The sequence below is a fragment of the Pseudomonas sp. EL_65y_Pfl2_R96 genome, from assembly GCF_963970905.1.
Taxonomy (GTDB): domain Bacteria; phylum Pseudomonadota; class Gammaproteobacteria; order Pseudomonadales; family Pseudomonadaceae; genus Aquipseudomonas.
In genome coordinates this window covers 52008-75383 of sequence record NZ_CAXAQH010000028.1, presented here as the reverse complement: position 1 = coordinate 75383, position 23376 = coordinate 52008, and the positions used below count along the sequence as shown (strand labels likewise).

General features: G+C 54.7%; 20 protein-coding genes. All 20 read right to left on the bottom strand.

Annotated elements, in window-relative coordinates; genetic code table 11:
* Positions 1–48 precede the first annotated feature (48 nt).
* The 20 genes from AACY49_RS23470 to hisC all read right to left on the bottom strand — a co-directional run bounded on the left by AACY49_RS23470 (position 49) and on the right by hisC (position 23371).
* Positions 49–966, bottom strand: a complete 918-nt coding sequence (locus AACY49_RS23470) for a glycosyltransferase (protein ID WP_339526744.1) — start codon at positions 964–966, stop codon at positions 49–51.
* The gene (locus tag AACY49_RS23465; protein ID WP_339526742.1) at positions 963–2156 is read right to left on the bottom strand and encodes an ABC transporter ATP-binding protein; all 1194 of its coding nucleotides are present in this window, start codon (positions 2154–2156) and stop codon (positions 963–965) included. Before AACY49_RS23465 ends, AACY49_RS23470 begins: the two co-directional genes overlap by 4 nt.
* Positions 2156–2947: an ABC transporter permease gene (locus AACY49_RS23460; RefSeq protein WP_339526740.1), complete on the bottom strand. Its 792-nt coding sequence runs from the start codon at positions 2945–2947 to the stop codon at positions 2156–2158. The genes AACY49_RS23465 and AACY49_RS23460 overlap by 1 nt, the downstream gene beginning before the upstream one ends.
* A 15-nt stretch (positions 2948–2962) precedes the next feature.
* Entirely contained in the window at positions 2963–4990 is a 2028-nt protein-coding gene (locus AACY49_RS23455; RefSeq protein ID WP_339526738.1) for a capsular polysaccharide export protein, LipB/KpsS family, read from the bottom strand.
* Between the two features lie 96 nt (positions 4991–5086).
* Positions 5087–6217 carry a glycosyltransferase gene (locus AACY49_RS23450; RefSeq protein ID WP_339526736.1) on the bottom strand — a complete coding sequence of 377 codons (1131 nt, stop codon included), beginning with the start codon at positions 6215–6217 and terminating at the stop codon, positions 5087–5089.
* Positions 6214–7158 carry a glycosyltransferase gene (locus AACY49_RS23445; RefSeq protein ID WP_258699705.1) on the bottom strand — a complete coding sequence of 315 codons (945 nt, stop codon included), beginning with the start codon at positions 7156–7158 and terminating at the stop codon, positions 6214–6216. The genes AACY49_RS23450 and AACY49_RS23445 overlap by 4 nt, the downstream gene beginning before the upstream one ends.
* A 217-nt stretch (positions 7159–7375) precedes the next feature.
* Positions 7376–9820 carry a glycosyltransferase gene (locus AACY49_RS23440; protein ID WP_339526734.1) on the bottom strand — a complete coding sequence of 815 codons (2445 nt, stop codon included), beginning with the start codon at positions 9818–9820 and terminating at the stop codon, positions 7376–7378.
* A 472-nt stretch (positions 9821–10292) separates the two neighbouring features.
* Positions 10293–11294 (bottom strand): MraY family glycosyltransferase, encoded by a 1002-nt coding sequence (locus tag AACY49_RS23435; RefSeq protein WP_339526732.1) that lies wholly within the window; start codon positions 11292–11294, stop codon positions 10293–10295.
* The gene (locus tag AACY49_RS23430) at positions 11291–12259 is read right to left on the bottom strand and encodes a UDP-glucose 4-epimerase family protein (RefSeq protein ID WP_339526730.1); all 969 of its coding nucleotides are present in this window, start codon (positions 12257–12259) and stop codon (positions 11291–11293) included. The genes AACY49_RS23435 and AACY49_RS23430 overlap by 4 nt, the downstream gene beginning before the upstream one ends.
* Positions 12256–13179, bottom strand: coding sequence for a glycosyltransferase (locus AACY49_RS23425; RefSeq protein WP_339526728.1), 924 nt, complete (start codon positions 13177–13179; stop codon positions 12256–12258). The genes AACY49_RS23430 and AACY49_RS23425 overlap by 4 nt, the downstream gene beginning before the upstream one ends.
* A gap of 56 nt (positions 13180–13235) precedes the next feature.
* Positions 13236–14126 carry a glucose-1-phosphate thymidylyltransferase RfbA gene (rfbA, locus tag AACY49_RS23420; RefSeq protein ID WP_339526726.1) on the bottom strand — a complete coding sequence of 297 codons (891 nt, stop codon included), beginning with the start codon at positions 14124–14126 and terminating at the stop codon, positions 13236–13238.
* Complete coding sequence (gene rfbD / locus AACY49_RS23415; protein ID WP_339526724.1) at positions 14123–15016, bottom strand: dTDP-4-dehydrorhamnose reductase; 894 nt, start codon at positions 15014–15016, stop codon at positions 14123–14125. Before rfbD ends, rfbA begins: the two co-directional genes overlap by 4 nt.
* A complete protein-coding gene (rfbB, locus tag AACY49_RS23410; RefSeq protein WP_258699694.1) occupies positions 15013–16089 on the bottom strand; it encodes a dTDP-glucose 4,6-dehydratase in 1077 nt (358 codons plus the stop codon). The genes rfbD and rfbB overlap by 4 nt, the downstream gene beginning before the upstream one ends.
* A 226-nt stretch (positions 16090–16315) precedes the next feature.
* Positions 16316–16555: a LapA family protein gene (locus tag AACY49_RS23405; RefSeq protein ID WP_258699693.1), complete on the bottom strand. Its 240-nt coding sequence runs from the start codon at positions 16553–16555 to the stop codon at positions 16316–16318.
* 27 nt (positions 16556–16582) lie between these two features.
* Complete coding sequence (gene ihfB / locus AACY49_RS23400; RefSeq protein WP_020299643.1) at positions 16583–16879, bottom strand: integration host factor subunit beta; 297 nt, start codon at positions 16877–16879, stop codon at positions 16583–16585.
* A 150-nt stretch (positions 16880–17029) separates the two neighbouring features.
* Positions 17030–17308 (bottom strand): hypothetical protein, encoded by a 279-nt coding sequence (locus AACY49_RS23395; RefSeq protein WP_258699692.1) that lies wholly within the window; start codon positions 17306–17308, stop codon positions 17030–17032.
* Between the two features lie 216 nt (positions 17309–17524).
* Entirely contained in the window at positions 17525–19216 is a 1692-nt protein-coding gene (gene rpsA / locus AACY49_RS23390; RefSeq protein WP_258699691.1) for a 30S ribosomal protein S1, read from the bottom strand.
* Between the two features lie 120 nt (positions 19217–19336).
* Entirely contained in the window at positions 19337–20026 is a 690-nt protein-coding gene (cmk, locus tag AACY49_RS23385) for a (d)CMP kinase (protein WP_258699690.1), read from the bottom strand.
* A complete protein-coding gene (locus AACY49_RS23380) occupies positions 20023–22230 on the bottom strand; it encodes a bifunctional prephenate dehydrogenase/3-phosphoshikimate 1-carboxyvinyltransferase (RefSeq protein WP_339526759.1) in 2208 nt (735 codons plus the stop codon). The genes cmk and AACY49_RS23380 overlap by 4 nt, the downstream gene beginning before the upstream one ends.
* Positions 22231–22258: 28 nt before the next feature.
* Entirely contained in the window at positions 22259–23371 is a 1113-nt protein-coding gene (gene hisC / locus AACY49_RS23375) for a histidinol-phosphate transaminase (protein ID WP_339526719.1), read from the bottom strand.
* Between the last annotated feature and the right edge of the window lie 5 nt (positions 23372–23376).

The window sequence follows — 23376 nt, the reverse complement described above, 5'->3', positions numbered from 1 at the left end:
GGGCACCGATACAAGGTGCCCTCTTCAAAAAAACGCTGCCCGCACCGCTTACAATTTTTTAATGATGTATCGGCACAGACGTACGTAATACAACGTGCGGGTTCTGAGTCGACCCAGCCATTTCTTGCCCAACTTGTGATAAGGCGCCTGAAATGCAAGATCACGAATCACCGCAGTGACGCTCAACTCAGAAGTACGATCCATGCCTGCGTCGATCTGGGCCAACAGCGTAGGCCTTACATGATGCTGGGCAACCTCCCTGGCAACCTCGGCACGGCTGATAAAGCCGCTTGCGATGGCTCTTCTAAGGCATGCCATCCAGACATGGCCATTGGGATTCTCAAGAGACACCCATGGCTGAGTGTTCATGTCGGTGTAATGCAGCAATGACGTCTGTCCGGCCGAGTAGTGCTCCAGAGAGTTCCACGTCACCGGCACCGAGTAGCCAACCTGTTTCGCGACGCTCATCTCGAACATCAATGAGCGGTACTCAAGTGCCCCGCTGTCCAGATCCGCAACGATGTCTTCGATGTTCCAGGCCAGCTGCTCACAGTCCAGGACCATGACGCTGAATTGCGAACGGCGCCCCTGGGTGCCGCTTGCCACCGTCAACAGATGATTGTCGCCGAACGGCTGATTCCAAAGCCCTTCAATATCCTCAAAGACTTGCATGTCGGCGTCCATGTAAATGGCTCGCCCCTTGAACTGACACAACTCCGGGATAAGGAACCGCTGAAACGAAAACGGTGTACGCGCCCGGTTTTCCATACCTTTAGGCTGCGGTATTGGTCGCTGATGGCTATAAATCGCCGACAGTTCGACCGGCAGGGAAGACCGCTCCCGGATCGAGAATTCCAGCACCCGCATTGGCAGCCATTCCGCCGGAGTGGCGGCTACAAAGACGCGGACCGGCGTCAAAACGGTATTTCCAGCCATTCCTATTGGATCGTCGGTCTGCACGTTCACACCTGGCTCCCTTCAAACTGCCAGTCAGCAAGCTTCTGTACAGGCACGGCGTTCAAGTATTCGCCGCTGACCCTGAATGCAACACTTTCTGACAAGGACAGGTGACTGACGCCATCCGGACTCATCACCTGAATAGACAAGGAATAGGGGCCCGGGGCCAACTCTGCGCCGCCCAACTGAGCGACCAGCCGACTGGCAGAATCAGGCCAGGTCAAGTTACAACGAGCTGAGTTCCAATCCATAAGAACACCTTGCGAACTGTCTCTTAAAAATACACAGACCTGAGCATTAGCGGGCAGTCTGGAAACATCGATATCCAGAACCATTTGCGCGCCATAAGGAATGGTCTGTCCCGAAGGCAGCACGCGTTCATCAATCAACAAGTCAAATGACACCAGTTCCGGATTCAACACGTGACCGCGTTTCTTCTCGCTCTGGTCACCCAACTTGTCCTGGTAGATGGAAATGGCTTGTTGTATGCCGCCATCAAAAATGACCCGGCCCTTCTCCAGAAAGAAACCGCGATCGCACATGCGTGCAACTTGTCCGATGGAATGAGAGACAAATAACACCGCAGCATTACGTGCCAGCTCATTGACTCGCTCATAACACTGCAGACGAAACGAAAGATCACCCACCGCGAGCACTTCATCGATGATCAGAATGTCGGGCTCAATGACCGTTGAGGCAGCAAATCCCAGACGGGATTTCATCCCCGAGCTGTAAAATTGCACAGGGGAATCGAAAAACTCATTGAGCCCGGCAAAATCCTGAACAGCACTAATGTAGTGTTTGAGCTCTTTGCCGGACTTCCCCATAAGCTGACCACGTACAGATACGTTGTCCCTGCCCGTCATGGAAGGCACAAATCCGGCACTCATTTCGAGCAGGAATCCGATTTCCCCCTTGCGAGAGATCTTACCGCGGTCGGCAACCAGCTTTCCCGCTATGCACTTGAGCAACGTGCTCTTTCCCGCGCCGTTGTGCCCCAACACTCCAAGTACTTCGCCTCTGCGCAACGAGACATTGATATCCCGCAAAGCCCAAAACTCGGAGTCGCGCAATTCAGTGGACGCTGCGCCTCGCGACAACGCTCCCCGCAGCAAGTCTTTGGAGGCATATTTGACGGATGATTTCAGGTCCCTGGAGTACTTTTTCCACAAACCGTCGATTTCAAGCAAAGCACTCATCAGTTACCCATCCGTTCAAGAAGAATTGGCACCTGACGACTCAAGGACTTGATCAGCCAACACAGTACCAGAAGCGAAACCCCCATCGCGATCAACATCGGGAGCATATAAACAGACTCCTCCCCGCGCAGGGATCGGGAGATGGCCGCCAAAGGAGAGGCAATAGGGTTGAAAACATTCACCCAAAACAACGCGCCACTTTTTTGCTCAAGGGCCGCATAAAAAATGGGGGAAATCAGAATGATCGGTAAGCTGATCGAACTGAGGCCTTTACGCACATCAGCGTACAGTACAGCCCAGGGCGCCAACAGCAGACCGAGCATGGTAGCGGATATCAACAAGGCAATCAGACTGCAGAAAAACCACAGCCATGACGAGATATCCGTGGGCAACGCAAGCCCGAGTACAGGAACAGCGATCAGAATCAGTACCACTCTGATAACCAGCGCGATAATGCCCTCAAACGCAACGGCCAGCACGAAAGGAACGGGGCCCACATTCATGCCCTTGAGCAAACCACGATTGCGTCGAATGAATTCGGAAGTTTCCTGAACCATGTGCATCCAGCACTGAAACAGTGTGATCCCGGCAAAGGCGCGCAATACATCCCAGCTCCCCTCCACCGTATGGGTGGCTTCACCGTTCAGTTGACGTTTTACAAAGATATAACAGGCGGCGTAAAGCATCGGGATGATTAGCGTCCAGGCATAGCCCAATGCATGCTGCTTTATTTGCATGACAATACTGCGACGTGCCAGCGCTAAACTTGAGTTGATAATACTTGCGATCATAGTGACGATCAATCCTCAGCGCACAACAGATGGTGAAATTATCGAAAGAACTTGCGCTGCAATTTCATCTAGCCGGGCCTTTGACGCTTGCGGTTGAGACATATCCACCGCATAGCATTCAAGAAACCAATCTACAAAATTCTTATATCTTACTTCCAACTCAGCTGCGGTACTGCTCTGAACATAACCCCAAGCCTCATCCAAAGTGGTCGGCGTCGCGTTGAATGTAACACAGTCGTACTCGACGCGACCGAAAGTAACAACTGGCTTGACTTGCAGCAGCGCCTCAAAACCCACGCCACTGTTAATGGTATAAACCGCAGTAGCATGCGCGATCAAATCCTGAACATTGGCTTCGCTGTAAAAAACGTTCGTGTTATCGACCATTTTCTCGAAAGGCTTCATGCTCTTCATGTTTGCGGGATGAGGCTTCAGCACCACAGTGACGCCATTTTCCTTCGCCCATTCTACCAGCGACTCAACAAGCACTTGTTCCGAAAAATCGGAGAACAATTGAATCGATTGATCTGTAGGAACCTGCAGAGGAAAAAAAATATAGGGGCGCAGAGTGCGACGGGGGAACCAGCGGCCATTGATATCAAATGGTAACAAACCTTCATCAATCAACTGTCTCTTCGACTTGGCAGCTTGCTGGGCAAACTTGCTAGCCAAGCGGCCATCAACAAGACGCGCTCGATATTCGTCAAAAGACGTTTGTGCCTTATCAGAGTTAATATCTCGTGCAACGGGATAGACGCTGGACGCTGCGCTCCATCCTCGCCCATCGACAACAAAAGCCCATCGAAAGAACTCTTGCATGTAAAACAACACCGGAGTCTTGCCATCCAAAAAGTTCAGGTGACATCGATGGGGAACAAACGCGAGAGCAGCGCCGTCCGCGTCAATTCTTTCACGATCGATTTCCCAGCCTGGCAACTCGATAACGTTGACGGTCAGACCGGCACGCTCAAGCGCATTAGCCATGCGCACAGCAAATTCTTTCCAGCGCAAACGCAGGTCGATAACGTCATCACTGACCACAGGAAACTGGGTTGACGTTGCCGGCATCCTCCTCCAAGGACGGTCGAGCCTGGGAATGTAAAAGGCAATATTCCGGGTGGAGGCTTCCAGGTTCAGGGACCGATTACCAAGGCTCTGGAGGTACTTCCCTTCCACTGCCGTGGCTATCCGTGAACGAATCCATTCATTGGCCAGTGAGTTGTCTACAGTAAAAAACTCTTCAGCCAGATGATGGCTAATGTTACGTTTTTGCGCATCGTCACAGAGCAGGTTCTGAAGCAGAAAAAAACGCAGGTCATAAAGTTTGAGACCGCCTTTGCCGGCCCAGAGAATGCTGGAAGTGGAAAATGTCCAATCGGCATATTTACGCTTCAAATTGTAAAACTTGAGCTGATCGGCATATGCGTTCATCTGCCTGAAGAACAACCTTTGATCGACGAACCATTCTAGAGAGCGCTCAACAACGCCCTTGTCGATTTCGCTGGAGATTTCTCTCAGTAACCGAATAATCCTCTCCGAAGGAGCCAGCCAGATAGACCCCGTAGCAATAGCCAAATGCTCTGGCTGATCCTCGGCCAGGTTTCGCCGAACAATAATGACGTCGGCGTCTGTTTTGTTCGAAAAATCAAAATCAAACGGATTAACCACCAACGAATCAGCATCAATGCTGAACACAGGAACAGAAAATACAGACAGAATATTGGAAAGTTGCAGAAAGCGGGCACTGGCGTAATAAGCGCGCTGCTGATCTGTATTCAGAGCTGAAAGATCAATGGTTTCGAATGATACGCTGAGTCGTGTCGACACCAAACAGCGAGACAGCATTCCGATACGGCTTACGGTGTCCGCACCGGGATTGATGACGTGTAAAAAGAAGGTAGCACCTGGAGAATACAGATCTACACTTTTGATCAAAGAGATGGCGTAACCGAGATAACCCGCGTCACAGGCAGAAAACAGTAAAAGGGGCTCATCACCGCTTACTTCCGGAGCGATGAGCCACTGCACAGTCCGATTAACCATTTTCACAACACCTTGCAAAACAACATTTTAAAAACTCAATACAATACAGCATCAAATGCCCCCCAACAATTTCTCGACACCTGACCCCATGAGGCCTCAACACACGCTAACCGTATCAAAAATTGTGGTCAGTTGTTGTTCGAGCTTATGAAGCGAATAGTGCTCAGAACAATAAGACTGAGCTGTTTCAACAGCCCGCTTTCTAGCGTCTGTCGAGTCAAGATATAGTGCCAACGCTGAGTGCCAATCTTCATTTACCAAGACCCCAGCACCTTCAGGAATGATCATGCTGTAAACCGGAATGTTCGAAGCCACCACGGGAATACCGGCGGCAGTGTATTCAAGAAACTTCGTGGGAGCCTTACAAAGGTTGAACTCCTCATTGACCAATGGAGCGAGACCGATATCCCAATTCAACCCAGCCAGGACTGATAAAAACTCAGTATAAGACTTGTTGACTTTATGGCTTTTCACCCTGTCTCCAAAGCGCAAAAGACGATCGGGCATCTGTATCGTCCCGAATACTTCAAAGTGCAATTTCGGCCGCTCTTCGAGTAATCGTTCCAACACCGGAACCACCAAATTCAGATCTTCCTGGTGCCCTTTTGATCCCATATACCCAATAGTCTGGTACTGCCGTTCTTGTCGATTAACCGTCACCCGCTGCCCCATGTACGGAAAATATTCTCCAGTAAAAACATGCTGCATCGGAAACAGACTTTTGAGCAGTTCGGCAAGGTGAGGGGTCGACGCATAAATCAGGTCACATTGCGCCAGCAGATTTCGACGCGCATCAATGACGTCTTTAGCGCCTTGACGTTTCTGAATTTCGGCCCCTAGAGAAGGGGGTAGTTCAAGCAAGTTATCATCAATGTGATAGATAACGGGAACATTCAGTGCTTTAAAGAACTTGAGTATATCCACACCAAACGGTTGACCATATCGAGTAAATATGACCAACTCAGGTTTAAAGCTATCGTTCCACTGTTCCCAGCAACCAGCCCCCTTTTGCGAAACCAGTTTTTGCGACACCACAGCGACATTGACCTCTCCTCGCTGATGCATCTCGCGCAGAGGGATATCAAAGCTAATGAAATACGTGGCATTCACCTGCTCTGTGAATATAAGAATATTCCTCCCCTTCGGGTTCCCGTCGAGGAGGACATCAAACTCATTCGGCGCGATGATATGGCGCTTTTTGAAAAGCGCCTTGAGCAACGTAATCATGCGTTTGAAGCCTTTTGCCCGTTAGAGTCGCTGGCTGGGAGCCTGGCTTCGTAGTCCTTGATAACCTGCTGACGGCGCCGCTTGGCTTCGTAAACGGCTTTATGAGGAACATAGCCGGCAAGCTTGTCCCGAGCCGCATTCTTCTTATCCCAAAGACTATGGAGAAACGAGGGAATAAGATGACGATATTTGATATCACGAATCAATGAAGGTCGGAAATAACCAAGGTCGATCTCTTTTTGGATTTCCGCCTCGGTCAACGCCCCATTTTTAAGCATCAACCGAACTTCCGCGAACCACGGCCAGGCATTTTTATTTGCACAAGCAGACCAAGGCTGAGTATAAACGTCGGTGTAATGAATCAACCGAGTGTCTTTATCCAAATGCTCGAGGCTGTTCCACTCAAAAGGCACGCCATACTTGACGTATTTTTCCTCGAGAATGATCAACTCCCACATTAGCTGGTCATAATTGTACTTGCCCTCATCCATTTCTTGAACGATGGTTTCAATTTCCCAGTCCAGCTTTTCGCAGTCAAGCAGCATGACGGCGCATTGTTTCTTGCGAGTTTTCGGCGCCCCGACCTTGTCGGTCGACGCTTCGGCAAACTTGACTTCTTGCTGGATTATAATTTTCGCACCGTCGAACGGAATGTTCCACAACTCACGAATATCGCGAAACACCAACATGTCTGCGTCCATGTAGATGGCCTTGCCCTTGTAGCCACAAAGCTTTGGAATGCAGAAACGACTGAATGAAAAACCGGTACGTTGACCATTGCGCGGATCCAGTGGCTCGGGAACCGGGAGATCCAACATCGGAATGACTTCAACATTTGCAGTCGTGTGGCGTTTGATGGAGTATTCAAGAACAGGAACGGCGAGCAATTGCGAACGATCGACACCTACATATACCCGTATTACTTCGTCACCATCAACCATGGGAAATTCCTCTTAAAACGTTAGCACTCTGAAAATCAACTATCGACCATCGTACAAGATGCCTATAGCGGACCGGATACTCATTTGAAGCTCTGGTCCAAGGCTCTGCAGGGGTGACGTTGCTGGAGCACGCATAGCGAATATCACCGGCTCGAAATTGTCCGGTTATTTTATAGAAGCTGTCATTTATTCCCGAGATGCGCATCGGCTGCTACCTTCAAGAACTGACTTCATTAAGAATTGACGTAGAGAGCAAGTCGTCAACCAATCGGGCGGCGGCATCGCCTTCCAAAACCATACGGTTTACAAAGCACTCGGAAAGATGCTTGAGCTCTGGCGCTTGGCTTTCATCCAGAACGCGTTCGATGAACGCGGACCAGTTCGCCATCTGCTCGATGGTATAAAGTGGGGCATAGGTTTCAGTGTCGAGATCTCCCTTGACCACCGCAACCGGCAACCCCCGCGCTGCAGCATCTAGGGCCACGGTAGAGGGGCTGGTAATGACCGCTTTCATTCGACCCAACAGGCCGCCAGCGGTATAACGCTCCCATTCAGCCTGCTTGGGATCAGCGATGATCAGGTTCGAGCCGACGGGCTTGTCTCCTTTGTAACGGGAAGTCAGCCACAGGCCCGCATGATGAGGCTTGATCAAAAAGGTGACAGAAGGGAATTGCTCCGCCAGTGCGGTCACTCCCTCAAGAAAAAATTGTCGATACTCTTCAGAGTACCGATGCCAGTGCAGGTTTTCGAAGACACCGATCACACAGGCCTCGGGAGCGATCAACGCATCCAGATCGGCGCGTTCATCCCGGCCAACCTTGGAGCAACCTATCGCAACGCATTTTGCGCGAGTGGCTGCGCTGATATCTGCGTGCAACGTGTCCAGCCCGCCCCAAAGGTAGATCCTGTCGGCGGCGAAATTGATCCGGTCTATCGAATGGATCTTGTCGCTGTAGGTCAACCCCACATTCTCGAGCCCATGTTGCAAGGTCGCGGTCATGATGCCGGCGGCCTTCGCCGCTTCGGTAAGCGTGCGACTGAATAGATGAGGACTGAGATTGGTTTCCGACACCGTCAGCAGCGCTCTGGTCCGGGAATCGAAGCAGAATCCAGCCAATGGCTCGTCGGCTGACACCACCCGGATATTGATCTGATGAAGTGACAGGGTTTTCATTACTCGCGGAGAAGCCTTGAGCAATGCGTGGCTGCACACCACTTGCACTGCTATCTCGCGCTGTTTGAGTTCAAGAATGATGGGCAGCGCAAGATCCAGATCCTGGACTAGGTGCAGTACCACGAGGGCCTCCGCTTCGTGGACTTCTGCTGCGCCGGAGCGTTGAGCGATGGCTGATTGCAGCGCATCCCGCCACAGAGAGCCAATGACAGTAGAGCTGAAGTGCTGCTCGATCAGCGTCCTGGCGAGTGCTACGTCCTTGCGACCATTTTCGGTGCTCGACAGATAACGACGCAGTCCCTGTAAAAAATCACCGGTCATGATGCTGCCAGCCAGCGGCGACAGTGCAGGCGTTGCGGTAGCGACGACAGGAATGCCTTGGGTCAGGGCATGAACCGTTCGATTGGCGGACTTGCAGACGCTGAATGGATCGCAAGAGTTGGGGATCAGAACAACCCGTGAAACAGCCATCCAATCGTCTACAACGTTGATCGACCACTCCACATAGCGTGATGCAATTGCCATCGGCTTGATAAAGCGCTCGTACTTGGCAGCATTGTTGCTGATCACCACAAGCTCAACCGGATATTCCAGCGCGATTGCTTCCAGTGCATCCTGGATGAGAAGCAAGTCCAGCATGCCGAAGTCGGCGTAATCGGCGCCGTGATTACCGAACCATAGTAAATACATAGTTTTCGACGGATCACAGGCTGGCGCATTTGAAATGGCGGGTGTGATCGCGGGAGCGGCGACGACCGATGCCTTTTTGAAGCGGGCAACGTGTTTCCGGAGCGGGCGCAAGAGCACTCCCGGAATGGCCTTGACCGTCGCGATCGAACCATCCCTGCCACGCTTTTTCCTGGCGCGTTGCAGTTGCTTTTCCAGCAAGAGCTTGAACATGCTCAGCAAGTGCTTGAGCGTGTAGATGACGCCTGAATCCTTGATTTCATTCGACAACTTCTTCAATCGGCTGCACCACAAGGATGAAGCCATGGATTTTTCAATCGCCCTGGCGTCTTCGATGAGCTCGCTGCCTGCATCCGTTACCGTTTCCGAAGCCAGGCCATCGGGAATGACGTGCACGACAACGCCCGGCACGTGGGCCTTTATGACGTCTGACAAAGGTTCGGTGGTTGTCACAACGGCAGTTGCGAGCAGGGCCATTCTGGTGAACATTTCACCATGCGCGCCCAACGGCCTCTTTCCATAACCAGGCACAAAAATGTTGTCACATAAATCGATGATGACGGGTATGTTCAGCGCTCGGGCACGCTGAACCAAAGCCAGACTTTCAACAGAAAAAGCCTTGACGATGACAAGGGCATCAAGACTTTCAAGATTGACAGGGCCTTGACTGGTAAACAGACTGCAGATAAAGCCTTGCGCTTCAAGTGCCAACAAAGGAAGCAATGCCCGGTAGCGCACGCTGGCCATGTCGAGCGACAGTGAGGCAACGCACCAGCCCACGTTTATCTGACGTCTATCCATAAGACTTCCCATCTCTGAACACTTCCCCGCCCTTCGGTCAATGCAGCAACAAACAGACCGGCCAATAAATAAAACAAAAAAAGATGAAAAAGAGGCATAGCAACCCGCGCCCATACATAAATACAGGCCCGCGGCACCGCGCTCACGACGTGAATCGGAAGGTCCGCCCATGCAGCGCAAGCTCAATCTGGACGCGAGTCATAACCGCGTATTCTACCGAACACACCGATTCGCGGGGCTTTTTTTTGATGCAGGGCATTCTGGACGATATTCGTGAGAAGACGCATGACTTGCGTCAAACGTACTAAATTGAATACGGCGAGCTGCAAAACGATCGCCAGCCAGATCCCCCCCCATTCACCGCCCTGCGACACACCAGCACAAAGGACTGACGGATGGTTGCATCCAAGCTTGTCACCACCGAATGAGCAAACCAGAAACTCCTATGAAGCAAAGTCAATTTGATTCGAACTTATGACCTGCCCGCCTTGAACAGATAAGCCAAACAAACAAGCGGAGCGTACGCCACAAATATCCCCGCCACGACATTCAAATGACCGAGTACAACCAGGATCGAAAGCGGCAGCAGAAAAACAACATTGATGACTGCCACACTTATCGTCACCGCTTTATGACCCCAACGACGTGCCGCTTTCTGATAGGCATGGCTGCTATGGGCCTGATACACCTTATCTCCGCCGATCAGGCGCCGAACGAGCGTCCATGTCGCATCGACAATAAAAACCCCCAGCAGAATCAACCAGCTCCAGATCAGTTCCGGCTTGCTCCAGGCCGCCTGAAGCGCCATTGCTCCGAGAATGATGCCGAGAAAGCCGCTCCCCGCATCGCCCATGAAGATCCGGGCAGGTGGAAAATTCCAGCACAGGAAACCTGCAACGGCCACAACCAGCATCAACGGCGCCCATACCAACTCAGCCGTGCCAGCAACCCCATAAACCAGACATATTCCCAGGCACACGGTGATGGCTTCAACGCTTGCCAAACCATCGATGCCGTCCATGAAGTTATAGAGATTGAGCATCCAGACCAGATAAATCGCCCCGAGGATGGAACCGACCCACCCCAGATCCAGCGAAACGCCCAACAAAGCAATGGGTGCGAGCCCATTGAGCCAGAACAACACCCAGGCCGCCGCGATAAAGTGCCCCAGCAACCGCCACCTCGCAGCGATATGGCCATGGTCGTCGGCAAAACCAATCACCGCAATCAGAACGCCCGCCCCAACCAATGCCATCAGCGCAGGCAGGGGCAACACCCCCAACAACGACAGGACCGGAAGCGCGAGCAAAAAAGCGACAACGATTGATACGCCGCCACCGCGAGGCGTGGGAACCGAATGAGCACTACGCTCGTTCGGAATATCCATGAGGCTTCGGGACAAGGCATACCGGCGCAAAACCCGGGTCAACCCCCATGAAACGGCAAACACCACCACCAATAACGCAAAAATCATCTTGTCTGTTTATCCCGATAATGATCGGCCGCCTGACGCAAAGCCCTTTCTGCACTGACAGGCGGATGCCACCCAAGCACCTCACGCGTGTGCCGGATATCCACCTGCAAAGAACCACACAACCGCTCGACAACCCCTGACTTGCCCATCATCGAGGCCACCACTCTCAACAACCCCACGGGCACTGGCAGCAGTCTCGCGACTTTGCCCAACGCAAACGCCATACGGCGCAGCAACTGGGTAGTGGACAGGTCTTCGCCATCGCTAACCAGAAAGACCTGACCGGCGGCGGCAGGGCTGTCGATGCAGGCCACCACGAGGTCCGTGAGATTTCCGAGTGCAACCAGACTGCGCTGATTATCAATGGCGCCCAATGGCAAAGGCACGCCGCGATCCAGCCAACGCATCATGCTGAGGAAATTGGCTTTGACACCCGGCCCGTAAACGAGAGGCGGACGGATAACAACAACCTCCATCCCGGTTTCCAGGCTGATTTGCCGTAACGCAATCTCTGCCTCGTGCTTGGACACCCCATAAGGATCGATTGGCGCAGGCAAATCCGTCGCCTTGAAAGGCATGTTGCGACCTGTACTTTCGCCATTCACCTTGATCGAGCTGATAAAAATAAAACGTTTCACGCCGGACTCCGCCGCACGCCTGGCCAGCCGGACAGTCCCCTCGACGTTGGCTTTACGAAACGCTGCGAGGCTGTCCACAGCCGTTTCGCTCATGACGTGCACTCTGGCCGCACAATGAATGACGACAGCAACGCCCTCCAGTACAGGCAGAGCAGTCGGCAGATCGAGATCGAGATCGAAGGGAACGACCCGGCACAAACCGCTCAATCGTGTGCTTGCGCGAACAGCGGCGACGGGAGTGAACTTCTTATCGAGCAACAACCTGAAGACCACGGCCTCGCCGACAAACCCCGTCGCGCCTGTCACTAAAACCCGCGGACCGCTCATTTGGATTTACTTCCGATCAATGCAGTAGTCCAACAAATCAAAAAGAAGAACACTTTATCCCGCGCGCGCCGGCGACACTTCCAGGCACTTAAAGAGAGCCTCAATAACTGCCTGCGCCCCAGACGTAGCCAACGCCGAACGAAAGGATCAGCATCCAGTCCTACCTGACATGCAATTAGCCGGACCTGGGAGAACCACCAGCCGTCATGAATCGTCTTGTAGCGTGCAATCAAAGGACTGAGACCCGTGTTGGCCCCAACCTGATTTCGCTCATGTTGGCGATATTGCATGGACGGCTGCGGGTCGATAAACCACTTGAAGCCACGGCTGCGCGCAAAGGCATAGAAGTACCAGTCATGCAAACTGACACCTTGCAAGCCAGCCCAATTAACCAACATGGACGCCTTTAAAAGCACCACCATTTTCTGGCTCATCACATACGTGCAACCTGGCCCAGCCGCTTCAAACAAGAAGTCCCAGGCAACCTGAGGTTGGGCCTTGTCCAGCAACTGTGTCCTGCCGTTCGACCAAAAAGCGGTGACGTTGCTGGAGTAGGCATCTACCTTACGAGCCTGAATCGCATCGGTCGCGCGCTGAAGCTTATCCGCGTGCCATACGTCATCCTGATCGGCAAAGGCGACAAACTCGTACTCATCAAAATCAACATCGCGGATCAACCTGAAGAAATTGCGAGAAGCACCACCGAATGTGCCAGCAGCGGGCAGCACGATAACGCTTGGGTGCCGGGCGGCATAAGCCGCGCACCAAGCCTCGGTACCATCGGTGGAAGGGTCGATACTGATATGAACGGTTACGTCGACAGCTGACTGACTGAGGATCGAGGCCAACTGCTCCTCGATCCACTGCATGCCATTGTAGGCAGCCAGCAAAACTGCAACCTTGGGATGTTTTACTGGCATGCCATTCCTGCCTGGACCGGTTAATCGCTACTGTTCGAAAGGTTTGAGCCGTCGAATCAGTGGGAAGGCGAGTCCAGGAGTTTCTGTAGATACTGACCGTAGCCCGTCTTCTTCAGGGCATCAGCCTGAGTACTCAACTGCTCGGCTGTGATCCAGCCATTGTGATAGGCGATCTCTTCGAGGCACGCCACTTTCAGGCCTTGGCGCTGCTCAATGGTATGCACGAAGTGACTGGCTTCCAGCAGTGAATCATGGGTACCGGTATCCAGCCAGGCGAAGCCTCGGCCGAGCATTTCAACGTTGAGGGCTTTCTGCTCAAGGTACGCGCGGTTAACGTCAGTGATTTCCAGCTCGCCACGTTCGGATGGCTTGATGTTCTTGGCGATCTCGACGACCTGGTTGTCGTAGAAGTACAAGCCAGTCACCGCATAGCTGGATTTAGGCTTCAGCGGCTTTTCCTCGATGCTCAAGGCACGGCCGGAAGCGTCGAACTCAACCACACCGAAACGCTCCGGATCCGACACGTGGTAACCAAATACAGTCGCACCGTGCTCTTGAGCACTGGCGGAACGCAGGTTGTCCGAGAAGTGCTGACCGTAAAAGATGTTGTCGCCCAGGATCAGGCAGCAAGGATCCTTGCCAATGAATTCTTCGCCAATGATGAAGGCTTGTGCCAAGCCGTCCGGACTAGGCTGCTCGGCATACGTCAGCTTGATGCCGTACAGGCTGCCGTCACCCAACAACTTACGGAAGCACGGCAAGTCTTCAGGGGTGGAGATAATCAGGATTTCGCGCATACCGGCGAGCATCAGCACCGACAGCGGATAGAAGATCATCGGCTTGTCGTAGATCGGCAGCATCTGCTTGGACACACCGAGGGTCAACGGGTGCAGACGAGTGCCCGAACCACCAGCGAGGATGATGCCTTTACGATTTGTCGTGGTCATTTATTCAGAACTTCCCTAAGCATTCGGGTGACACCACTTTGCCAATCCGGCAAGTGTAGAGAAAAATTGTCGCGCAGCTTCTGAGTATTCAACCGGGAATTCAGAGGGCGACGCGCCGGTGTTGGGTAGGCGGTTGTGTCTATCGGATTGATCGCCGTGACGGCGAGTTCTTCACCGCTGGCCTTGGCAAAACCAATCACATGACTGGCATAGCCGTGCCAGGACACTTCGCCAGCAGCTGCCAGGTGATACAGGCCCGCCAGTGCAGGACGCTGCATGACTTGCTGAATGGCCAGCGCCGTCACATCGGCAATCAAATCTGCGCCGGTCGGGGCGCCTATCTGGTCGGCGATGACGCTCAGGGTGTCGCGGTCCTTGGCCAGACGCAGCATGGTCTTGGCAAAGTTGTTGCCGCGCGCGCCATAGACCCAGCTGGTACGGAAGATCAGGTGCTTGCAGCCCGAGGTAGTAATCGCTTGCTCGCCGGCCAGTTTGCTGGCGCCGTAGTGATTCACCGGGGCGACAGCATCTGCCTCTTGCCATGGTTTCAAGCCTTCACCGCTGAACACGTAGTCGGTCGAATAGTGAATCAGCCAGGCACCCAGGGATGCAGCCTCTTCAGCCATGACCCGGCTGGCTTGACCGTTCACGCGGTCGGCCAGCTCAGTCTCGGATTCAGCTTTATCGACCGCAGTGTAGGCCGCAGCGTTGACGATGACATCGGGCTTGACCTGACGAATCGTCGCACGCAAGGCATCAAGGTCAGACAGGTCGCCGCTCAAACCATCGACCGAGTGACGGTCCAGGGCGATCAACTCGCCAAGCGGTGCCAGGGAGCGCTGTAGCTCCCAGCCTACCTGGCCGTTTTTTCCCAACAGGAGGATTTTCATGCGTTGTCCGAACGATCCGCGTAGTTCTGGTCGATCCATTGCTGGTAGCTACCGCTCTTCACGTGAGCCACCCACTCAGTGTTGTTGAGGTACCACTCGACGGTCTTGCGGATGCCGGTTTCAAAGGTCTCTTCCGGCGTCCAACCCAGCTCGCGCTGGATTTTGCTGGCGTCGATCGCGTAACGCTGGTCGTGGCCCGGGCGATCCTGAACGTAGGTGATCAGGCTGGCGTGTGGACGATGAGCGGAGTCTGGACGCAGTTCGTCGAGCAGTGCGCAAAGGGTATGCACCACTTCGATGTTTTGCTTCTCATTATGGCCGCCGATGTTGTAGGTCTCGCCGATCACGCCTTCGGTCACGACTTTGTACAGTGCACGGGCATGGTCTTCGACGTAAAGCCAATCACGGACCTGGTTACCTTTGCCGTAGACCGGCAGCGGCTTGCCTTCCAGCGCATTGAGAATGATCAGCGGGATCAACTTCTCAGGGAAATGGCATGGGCCATAGTTGTTCGAGCAATTGGTGACCAGGGTCGGCAGGCCGTAAGTACGAGCCCAGGCGCGAACCAGGTGATCGGAACTGGCCTTGCTGGCCGAGTACGGCGAGCTTGGCTGATACGGCGTGGTTTCGGTGAAGAGGTCTTCCGGACCTTCGAGGTCTCCGTAGACTTCGTCGGTGGAAATATGGTGGAAGCGGAAGTTGGCTTTACGCGCATCATCCAGTGCAGCCCAATAATGGCGTGCAGCTTCCAGCAAGGTGTAAGTACCGATGATATTGGTCTGGATGAATTCAGACGGACCGGAGATCGAGCGGTCAACGTGGGACTCTGCGGCCAGGTGCATGATGGCATCCGGTTGATGCTCACGCAGGACACGGTCCACTTGATCACGGTCGCAGATGTCGACGCGCTCGAACACGTAACGCGAGTTCTGGCTGACTTCAGCCAGCGACTCAAGGTTACCGGCATAAGTCAGTTTATCGACGTTAACGACAGAGTCGGCAGTGCTGGAGATGATATGACGAATGACTGCCGAGCCGATAAATCCGGCGCCGCCGGTTACTAGAATTTTCACGCGAAACCATACCCTTAAGTTACTGACAGGGCCGCCAACCGCGCACTGTCGAATCCATGAATGCAAAAGCCATCAAGTTCGCCGAGGCTTCTGACAGAGTCAGTCTGAACCGATTAGGGAATGCCCTATCGATCAAGCGCAGCATTTTACAGCTTAATGAAGGTTTTACTAATGGATATGGACAAGCTGCGACACAAATTCGATACACACAAAGGGTTTGTCACAATCAGGTAAGGCGCTTGCGTGAGGCTCTGGATGTACGCCCCAGAAACCAGCCGAGAATCGGCCCGATCACCATGCCGACCAGCAGCGCGATCACCATGATCAGCGACACCGGCAACTGTGGGCCCGACCACCCCAGGAACAACAGCGACACACCTTGCTGGTTCTCAAGAACGAACGCCAGGATCGCCAGAACGAGCAACAGGACAAATATAGCGAGAAGTACGCGCTTGAGGTTACGCATCAGCGACTCCTTGAAGTGCAGCAGCTGTCAAAACCCCTCCTCCTCTTCCTCGTTCACGCGATCACGCAGTTCTTTGCCCGGTTTGAAATGAGGTACGAACTTGCCGTCGAGACTGACGGACTGACCGGTTTTCGGATTGCGACCTACGCGCGGCGCGCGATAGTGCAAGGAAAAGCTGCCAAAACCACGGATCTCGATTCGATCACCAGTGGCCAGACATTGGGACATTTGCTCAAGCATGGTCTTGATGGCCAGCTCCACATCCTTGGATGAGAGTAGCCCTTGATGGGTGACAATTCGTTCGATCAACTCCGACTTCGTCATATTTTTCCCTTCTTTTTCAAGCAGCTAGATCAGCGCTTCAAAGGTTTTAGCATGCCCGGAGGAATTTGAACAGCCCGAGTTCTTGACATATATTTCCCGGCAATGAGATGCCCAATTTCAGAGCACCGGAACACCGCTCAACCCCCACATTCATCTGCAGATAACCAGCATGGTGCGCGTCAGATAACCCGCGGGATTGAAGCCGAAAGGGAATTCATCCTCCTCCTTCGCATCATCGGACCTTACGACGACTTTATAACCTGCGCCCTTGCACTCCCTGGCCGCTCGCTTGTGGCACCTCTCCCATCCCGAGCCCAATCCCGAACAATCGATCTCTATGCCACTGACGCCACGCACCGCATGAGTCTTCGCGCTGGTGGTACAGCCCGCCAATGTCATTACTGCTATCACGACAATGAGCTTGTTCATTCACTTCCTTATGCCGGGAGCATTACCCAGCGGTCGTTCACTTCAGACTAAGCCTAGCCCTGAATAGACGATTAACCTGTATAAAGAAACAGACAACTCATGCATATCATTGGTTTCACGAAGAAGTATTGCAGCATCAACAAGCTTGGGATTAACCAAATCACAGACACAAAAAAGGGCGACCGAAGTCGCCCCTTTTCTATGGTCTGACAGAACTCAGTTCTGTTTTTCCATTTGTGCACGCAACAGGTCGCCCAGAGTGGTAGGACCAGCAGCGATGCTATCCGAAGGCTTGTCTTTCAAGCTCTGGATGGCTTCTTTCTCGTCTTCAACGTCTTTCGACTTGATCGAGAGCTGGATTACGCGGCTCTTGCGGTCAACGCTGATGATCTTGGCTTCTACTTCTTCGCCTTCTTTCAGAACGTTGCGCGCGTCTTCAACGCGGTCACGGCTGATTTCAGAGGCTTTCAGAGTCGCTTCGATATCGTCGGCCAGAGTGATGATGGCGCCTTTAGCGTCAACTTCTTTCACGATGCCTTTAACGATGGCGCCTTTGTCGTTCTCTTGAACGTACTCGGAGAACGGATCGCTTTCCAGTTGCTTGATACCCAGGGAGATGCGCTCGCGCTCTGGGTCAACCGACAGTATAACGGTGTCCAGCTCGTCGCCCTTCTTGAAGCGGCGAACGGCTTCTTCGCCCACTTCGTTCCAGGAGATGTCGGACAGGTGAACCAGACCGTCGATGCCGCCGTCCAGACCAATGAAGATACCGAAATCGGTGATCGACTTGATGGTGCCGGAGATTTTATCGCCCTTGTTGAACTGGCCAGAGAAATCTTCCCATGGGTTAGATTTGCACTGCTTGATGCCGAGGGAGATACGACGACGCTCTTCGTCGATGTCCAGAACCATGACTTCCACTTCGTCGCCGACTTGTACGACTTTCGAAGGGTGGATGTTCTTGTTGGTCCAGTCCATTTCGGAAACGTGCACCAGACCTTCAACGCCTTCTTCCAGCTCAGCGAAGCAGCCGTAGTCGGTCAGGTTGGTTACACGAGCGGTAACGCGAGTGCTTTCTGGGTAACGAGCTTTGATAGCGACCCATGGATCTTCGCCCAGCTGCTTGAGGCCCAGGGAAACACGATTGCGCTCGCGATCGTACTTCAGAACCTTGACATCGATCTCGTCGCCAACGTTGACGATTTCGGAAGGATGCTTGATACGCTTCCAAGCCATGTCGGTAATGTGCAGCAGGCCATCGACGCCACCCAGATCGACGAATGCGCCGTAATCGGTGAGGTTCTTGACGATACCTTTGACTTGTTGGCCTTCCTGCAGGGATTCCAGCAGAGCTTCACGCTCGGCGGAGTTCTCGGCTTCGAGGACGCTGCGACGGGAAACGACAACGTTGTTGCGTTTCTGGTCGAGTTTGATGACCTTGAATTCCAGCTCTTTGCCTTCCAGGTGCGTGGTGTCGCGCACTGGACGGACGTCAACCAGAGAACCTGGCAGGAACGCACGGATGCCGTTAACGTCGACAGTGAAGCCGCCTTTAACCTTACCGTTGATAACGCCCTTGACCACTTCTTCGGCTGCGAAGGCTGCTTCCAGAACAATCCAGCATTCAGCGCGCTTGGCTTTTTCACGGGACAGCTTGGTTTCACCAAAGCCGTCTTCAACCGAGTCCAGAGCAACGTGAACTTCGTCACCGACATTGATAGTCAGATCGCCAGCGTCGTTGTAGAACTGCTCAAGCGGGATGAGTGCTTCAGACTTCAGGCCAGCGTGAACGGTTACCCAGCGAGCCTGGTAATCGATATCAACGATAACACCGGTGATGATGGAGCCTGCCTGAAGGTTCAGGGTTTTTAGGCTTTCTTCAAAGAGTTCCGCAAAGCTTTCGCTCATTTTAATTCCTGTTGAATAAGGGCGAAGGATACGCCCATCTCCACATCCCAGACGATGTGGGTTACGTTCATTTAAAGAAACAACGCAGGACTATGACTGGTCCCCTGGGTCGCTTCTTGGTCACCCGGCGATATCGCGAATGGCGATCTCGCTCATGATGCGTTCCAGCACCTGATCGATGGACAATTCCGTGGAATCCAGCTGTATGGCGTCAGCCGCCGGCTTGAGCGGGGCTACCGCTCGCTGGGTGTCACGCTCATCGCGCGCACGTATCTCATCTAGCAGACTCGACAGACTAACACCATCGACTTTGCCCTTCAACTGCAAGTATCGGCGGCGCGCACGCTCCTCGGCACTGGCCGTGAGGAAAATCTTCAATGGCGCGTCGGGAAATACCACCGTACCCATGTCGCGGCCATCAGCCACCAGACCCGGTGATTCTCGAAAGGCCCGCTGGCGCTGCAGCAACGCCTCACGAACGGCGGGCAACGCCGCGACCTGCGAGGCACCCGAGCCGATACTTTCGGTACGGATGACATCACTGACTTCATCACCTTCCAGAATAATGCGCTGCAGTTGACCGTCGGTCGCCGCAATGAATTGCACATCCAGATGAGCGGCGAGCTTCTTGAGCAATTCCTCATTGGTCAGATCGACGCCATGGTTATGCGCCGCGAAAGCCAGCAATCGATAAAGCGCACCGGAATCCAGCAGGTTCCAACCCAGGCGCTTGGCCAGCATTCCGGCGACAGTACCCTTGCCAGAGCCGCTTGGCCCATCAATGGTGATGACCGGTGCGATGCTGATCACGACTGAGCCTCTTGTGCAACACGGATACCGACCTGCGCACACAGCGCGAGGAAGTTCGGGAACGAGGTCGCAACGTTGGCGCAATCATGGATGCGGATCGGTGCGGTGGCGCGCAGCGAAGCCACGCTGAACGCCATGGCAATCCGGTGATCGCCGTGACCGTGCACTTCGCCGCCGCCGATCTGGCCGCCATCGATGATGATGCCATCCGGGGTTGGCTCGCACTTGACGCCCAACGCCAGCAAACCATCCGCCATGACCTGGATCCGGTCCGACTCCTTCACGCGCAGCTCTTCGGCGCCACGCAGCACGGTGCGCCCTTCGGCACACGCAGCGGCCACGAACAGCACCGGGAATTCGTCGATGGCCAGTGGCACCAGTGCCTCAGGGATCTCGATACCTTTGAGTTTAGCTGCCCGTACGCGCAGGTCCGCTACCGGCTCGCCGCCGACTTCACGCTGGTTTTCCAGGGTGATGTCAGCGCCCATCAAGCGCAGGATGTCGATCACGCCGGTACGGGTCGGGTTGATGCCGACGTGCTCAAGCACCAGTTCCGAACCTTCGGCGATCGACGCCGCCACCAGGAAGAACGCCGACGACGAGATATCGCCCGGCACCTCAATGTGGGTCGCGGTCAACTTGTGGCCGGACTCGACCGAGGCGGTGGCGCCGTTGACGGTCACCGGGTAGCCAAAGCCGCGCAGCATGCGCTCGGTGTGGTCGCGGGTCGGGGCCGGCTCGGTGACGGTGGTCTTGCCTTCGGCGTACAGACCTGCCAGCAGCAGGCAGGATTTAACCTGGGCACTGGCCATCGGCATGGTGTAAGTCAGCCCCTTGAGCTTGTTGCCACCACGAATGGTCATCGGTGGACGGCCTTCAGCGGCGGTCTCGATGACTGCACCCATTTCACGTAGCGGATTGGCCACGCGATTCATCGGACGCTTGGACAGCGAAGCGTCGCCAGTCAGGGTGCTGTCGAAGTTCTGCGCAGCCAACAGGCCAGACAGCAGACGCATCGAGGTGCCGGAGTTGCCCAGATAGATTGGGCCCGGCGCAGGCTTCAGGCCATGCAGACCGACGCCGTGAATGGTCACACGACCGTGGTGCGGACCTTCGATGACCACGCCCATGTCGCGGAAAGCTTGCAAGGTCGCCAGGGCGTCTTCGCCCTCGAGGAAACCTTCCACTTCGGTGACGCCTTCGGCCAGGGAACCGAGCATGATCGAGCGGTGGGAAATCGATTTGTCGCCCGGTACACGAATCCGCCCAGTCAGGCGGCCACCAGGTTGTGCCAGGAAAATCAGATCGTTGGAATTCATAGCGTCCACATAGGCCCGGCGGGCCAGGATTTTACTGAAATGCTCGCGGGCAACCCGGGCGCGCGTAAACACGCCCAATAATTGGTGCCCATCCCCTGCATCGACCGCGTCGCGCAAGGCGTCGAGGTCGCTGCGAAATGTATCGAGTGTGCGCAGGACAGCTTCGCGGTTGGCGAGGAAGATGTCGTGCCACATGACCGGGTCGCTACCGGCGATTCTTGTGAAATCGCGGAAACCGCCCGCAGCGTAACGGAAGATCTCAAGATTTTCATTGCGTTTGGCCAACGAATCGACCAAACCGAACGCCAGCAAGTGCGGCAAATGGCTGGTTGCCGCCAACACTTCGTCGTGACGCTCGACCTGCATGTGCTCGACGTCGGCACCCAATTCGCGCCACAGCCGGTCGACCACGGCAAGGGCGTCCGGATCAGTCTGATCCAGCGGCGTCAGAATCACCTTATGGCGACGGAACAGTTCGGCATTGGAGGCTTCCACCCCGCTCTGCTCGGAACCGGCAATCGGATGCCCCGGCACGAAACGCGTCGGCATGCCGCCAAACGCTTCGGTCGCCGCGCGCACCACATTGCCCTTGGCGCTACCGACGTCGGTCAGAATCGCTTGCCCCAGATCCATGCCCGCCAACAATGCGAGCAACTTCTCCATGGCCAGGATCGGTACCGCCAGCTGAATCACGTCAGCGCCCTGGCAAGCCGCGGCCAGGTCTTCTTCGCAGCGATCCACCACACCCAACTCGACCGCCAGCTTGCGCGACTGCGGGTCGAGATCGACCCCGACCACTTCGCGGCACAAACCGCTTTCGCGCAAGCCCTTGGCAAACGAACCGCCGATCAACCCCAGACCGACCACCACCAGGCGACCGATCATAGGTTCAGCAGATTGCAGTGCAGTGACATCAACCACGAGCCATAACCTTGGTCAGCGCCTCAAGGAAGCGGCTGTTTTCCGCTGGCAAACCGATGGTGATGCGCAGGTGGTTCGGCATGCCATAGTTGGCCACCGGACGCACGATCACACCTTCGCGCAGCAACCCCTGGAATACCGGAGCAGCAACGCGACCCAGATCGACACAGATGAAGTTGCCTCTGGATGGAATCCAGCTCAGCCCCAACTCACGGAAACCCGCTTCCAGCTGCAGCATGCCGGATTCGTTCAGACGACGGCTTTCTGCCAGGTAATCGGTGTCTTGCAGCGCCGCGCAAGCAGCGGCCAATGCGAGGCTGTTGACGTTGAACGGCTGCCGCACGCGATTCAGCACATCCGCGACCACGACAGTGGACAAGCCGTAACCGACCCGCAGCGATGCCAGACCATAGGCCTTGGAGAAGGTGCGCGACACCAACAGGTTCGGATAGGCCGCCAGATAATCCAGACCATCCGGCAAGTCACCGCCTTCGGCGTACTCGATGTAGGCCTCGTCCAGCACCACCAGCACATGCTCCGGTACGTCCTGCAGGAATTCATCCAGCGCTTCGGCGTCGAACCAGGTCCCGGTCGGGTTGTTCGGGTTGGCGATGAACACCACGCGGGTATCAGCATCGATCGCGGCCAGCATGGCCGGCAGATCATGCCCCCAATCTTTGGCCGGAATCACTTTTGCCTGGGCGCCAACGGCCTGGGTCACGATCGGATAGACCGCAAACGCATGCTCGCTGAACACCGCGTTCAGGCCCGGCGCCAGATAGGCACGCGCCACCAGCTCCAGAATGTCGTTGGAGCCGTTGCCCAGCGTCACCTGGCTCAGCTCGACGCGGCACTGCTCGGCCAGCAGGGTCTTGAGCGCAAAGCCATTGCCATCCGGATAGCGGGTCAGCTCGGCCAGCGTTTCGCGAATCGCTGCCAGCGCCTTGGGACTGGCGCCCAACGGGTTCTCGTTGCTCGCCAGTTTGACGATGCTGGCCGGATCGAGGTCCAGCTCACGGGCCAGTTCGTCCACAGGCTTGCCCGGAACGTAAGGCGAAAGTTGTTGCACGCCCGGCTGTGCCAGAGCGAGGAAGTTGCCACTCATTTGCT

Coding starts and splice junctions, on each gene's coding strand:
- AACY49_RS23465 (WP_339526742.1), bottom strand. CDS start 2,156: ATGAGTGCTTTGCTTGAAATCGACGGTTTGTGGAAAAAGTACTCCAGG.
- AACY49_RS23460 (WP_339526740.1), bottom strand. CDS start 2,947: ATGATCGCAAGTATTATCAACTCAAGTTTAGCGCTGGCACGTCGCAGT.
- AACY49_RS23455 (WP_339526738.1), bottom strand. CDS start 4,990: ATGGTTAATCGGACTGTGCAGTGGCTCATCGCTCCGGAAGTAAGCGGT.
- AACY49_RS23450 (WP_339526736.1), bottom strand. CDS start 6,217: ATGATTACGTTGCTCAAGGCGCTTTTCAAAAAGCGCCATATCATCGCG.
- AACY49_RS23445 (WP_258699705.1), bottom strand. CDS start 7,158: ATGGTTGATGGTGACGAAGTAATACGGGTATATGTAGGTGTCGATCGT.
- AACY49_RS23440 (WP_339526734.1), bottom strand. CDS start 9,820: ATGGATAGACGTCAGATAAACGTGGGCTGGTGCGTTGCCTCACTGTCG.
- AACY49_RS23435 (WP_339526732.1), bottom strand. CDS start 11,294: ATGATTTTTGCGTTATTGGTGGTGGTGTTTGCCGTTTCATGGGGGTTG.
- AACY49_RS23430 (WP_339526730.1), bottom strand. CDS start 12,259: ATGAGCGGTCCGCGGGTTTTAGTGACAGGCGCGACGGGGTTTGTCGGC.
- AACY49_RS23425 (WP_339526728.1), bottom strand. CDS start 13,179: ATGCCAGTAAAACATCCCAAGGTTGCAGTTTTGCTGGCTGCCTACAAT.
- rfbA (WP_339526726.1), bottom strand. CDS start 14,126: ATGACCACGACAAATCGTAAAGGCATCATCCTCGCTGGTGGTTCGGGC.
- rfbD (WP_339526724.1), bottom strand. CDS start 15,016: ATGAAAATCCTCCTGTTGGGAAAAAACGGCCAGGTAGGCTGGGAGCTA.
- AACY49_RS23405 (WP_258699693.1), bottom strand. CDS start 16,555: ATGCGTAACCTCAAGCGCGTACTTCTCGCTATATTTGTCCTGTTGCTC.
- ihfB (WP_020299643.1), bottom strand. CDS start 16,879: ATGACGAAGTCGGAGTTGATCGAACGAATTGTCACCCATCAAGGGCTA.
- AACY49_RS23395 (WP_258699692.1), bottom strand. CDS start 17,308: ATGAACAAGCTCATTGTCGTGATAGCAGTAATGACATTGGCGGGCTGT.
- rpsA (WP_258699691.1), bottom strand. CDS start 19,216: ATGAGCGAAAGCTTTGCGGAACTCTTTGAAGAAAGCCTAAAAACCCTG.
- AACY49_RS23380 (WP_339526759.1), bottom strand. CDS start 22,230: ATGATCGGTCGCCTGGTGGTGGTCGGTCTGGGGTTGATCGGCGGTTCG.
- hisC (WP_339526719.1), bottom strand. CDS start 23,371: ATGAGTGGCAACTTCCTCGCTCTGGCACAGCCGGGCGTGCAACAACTT.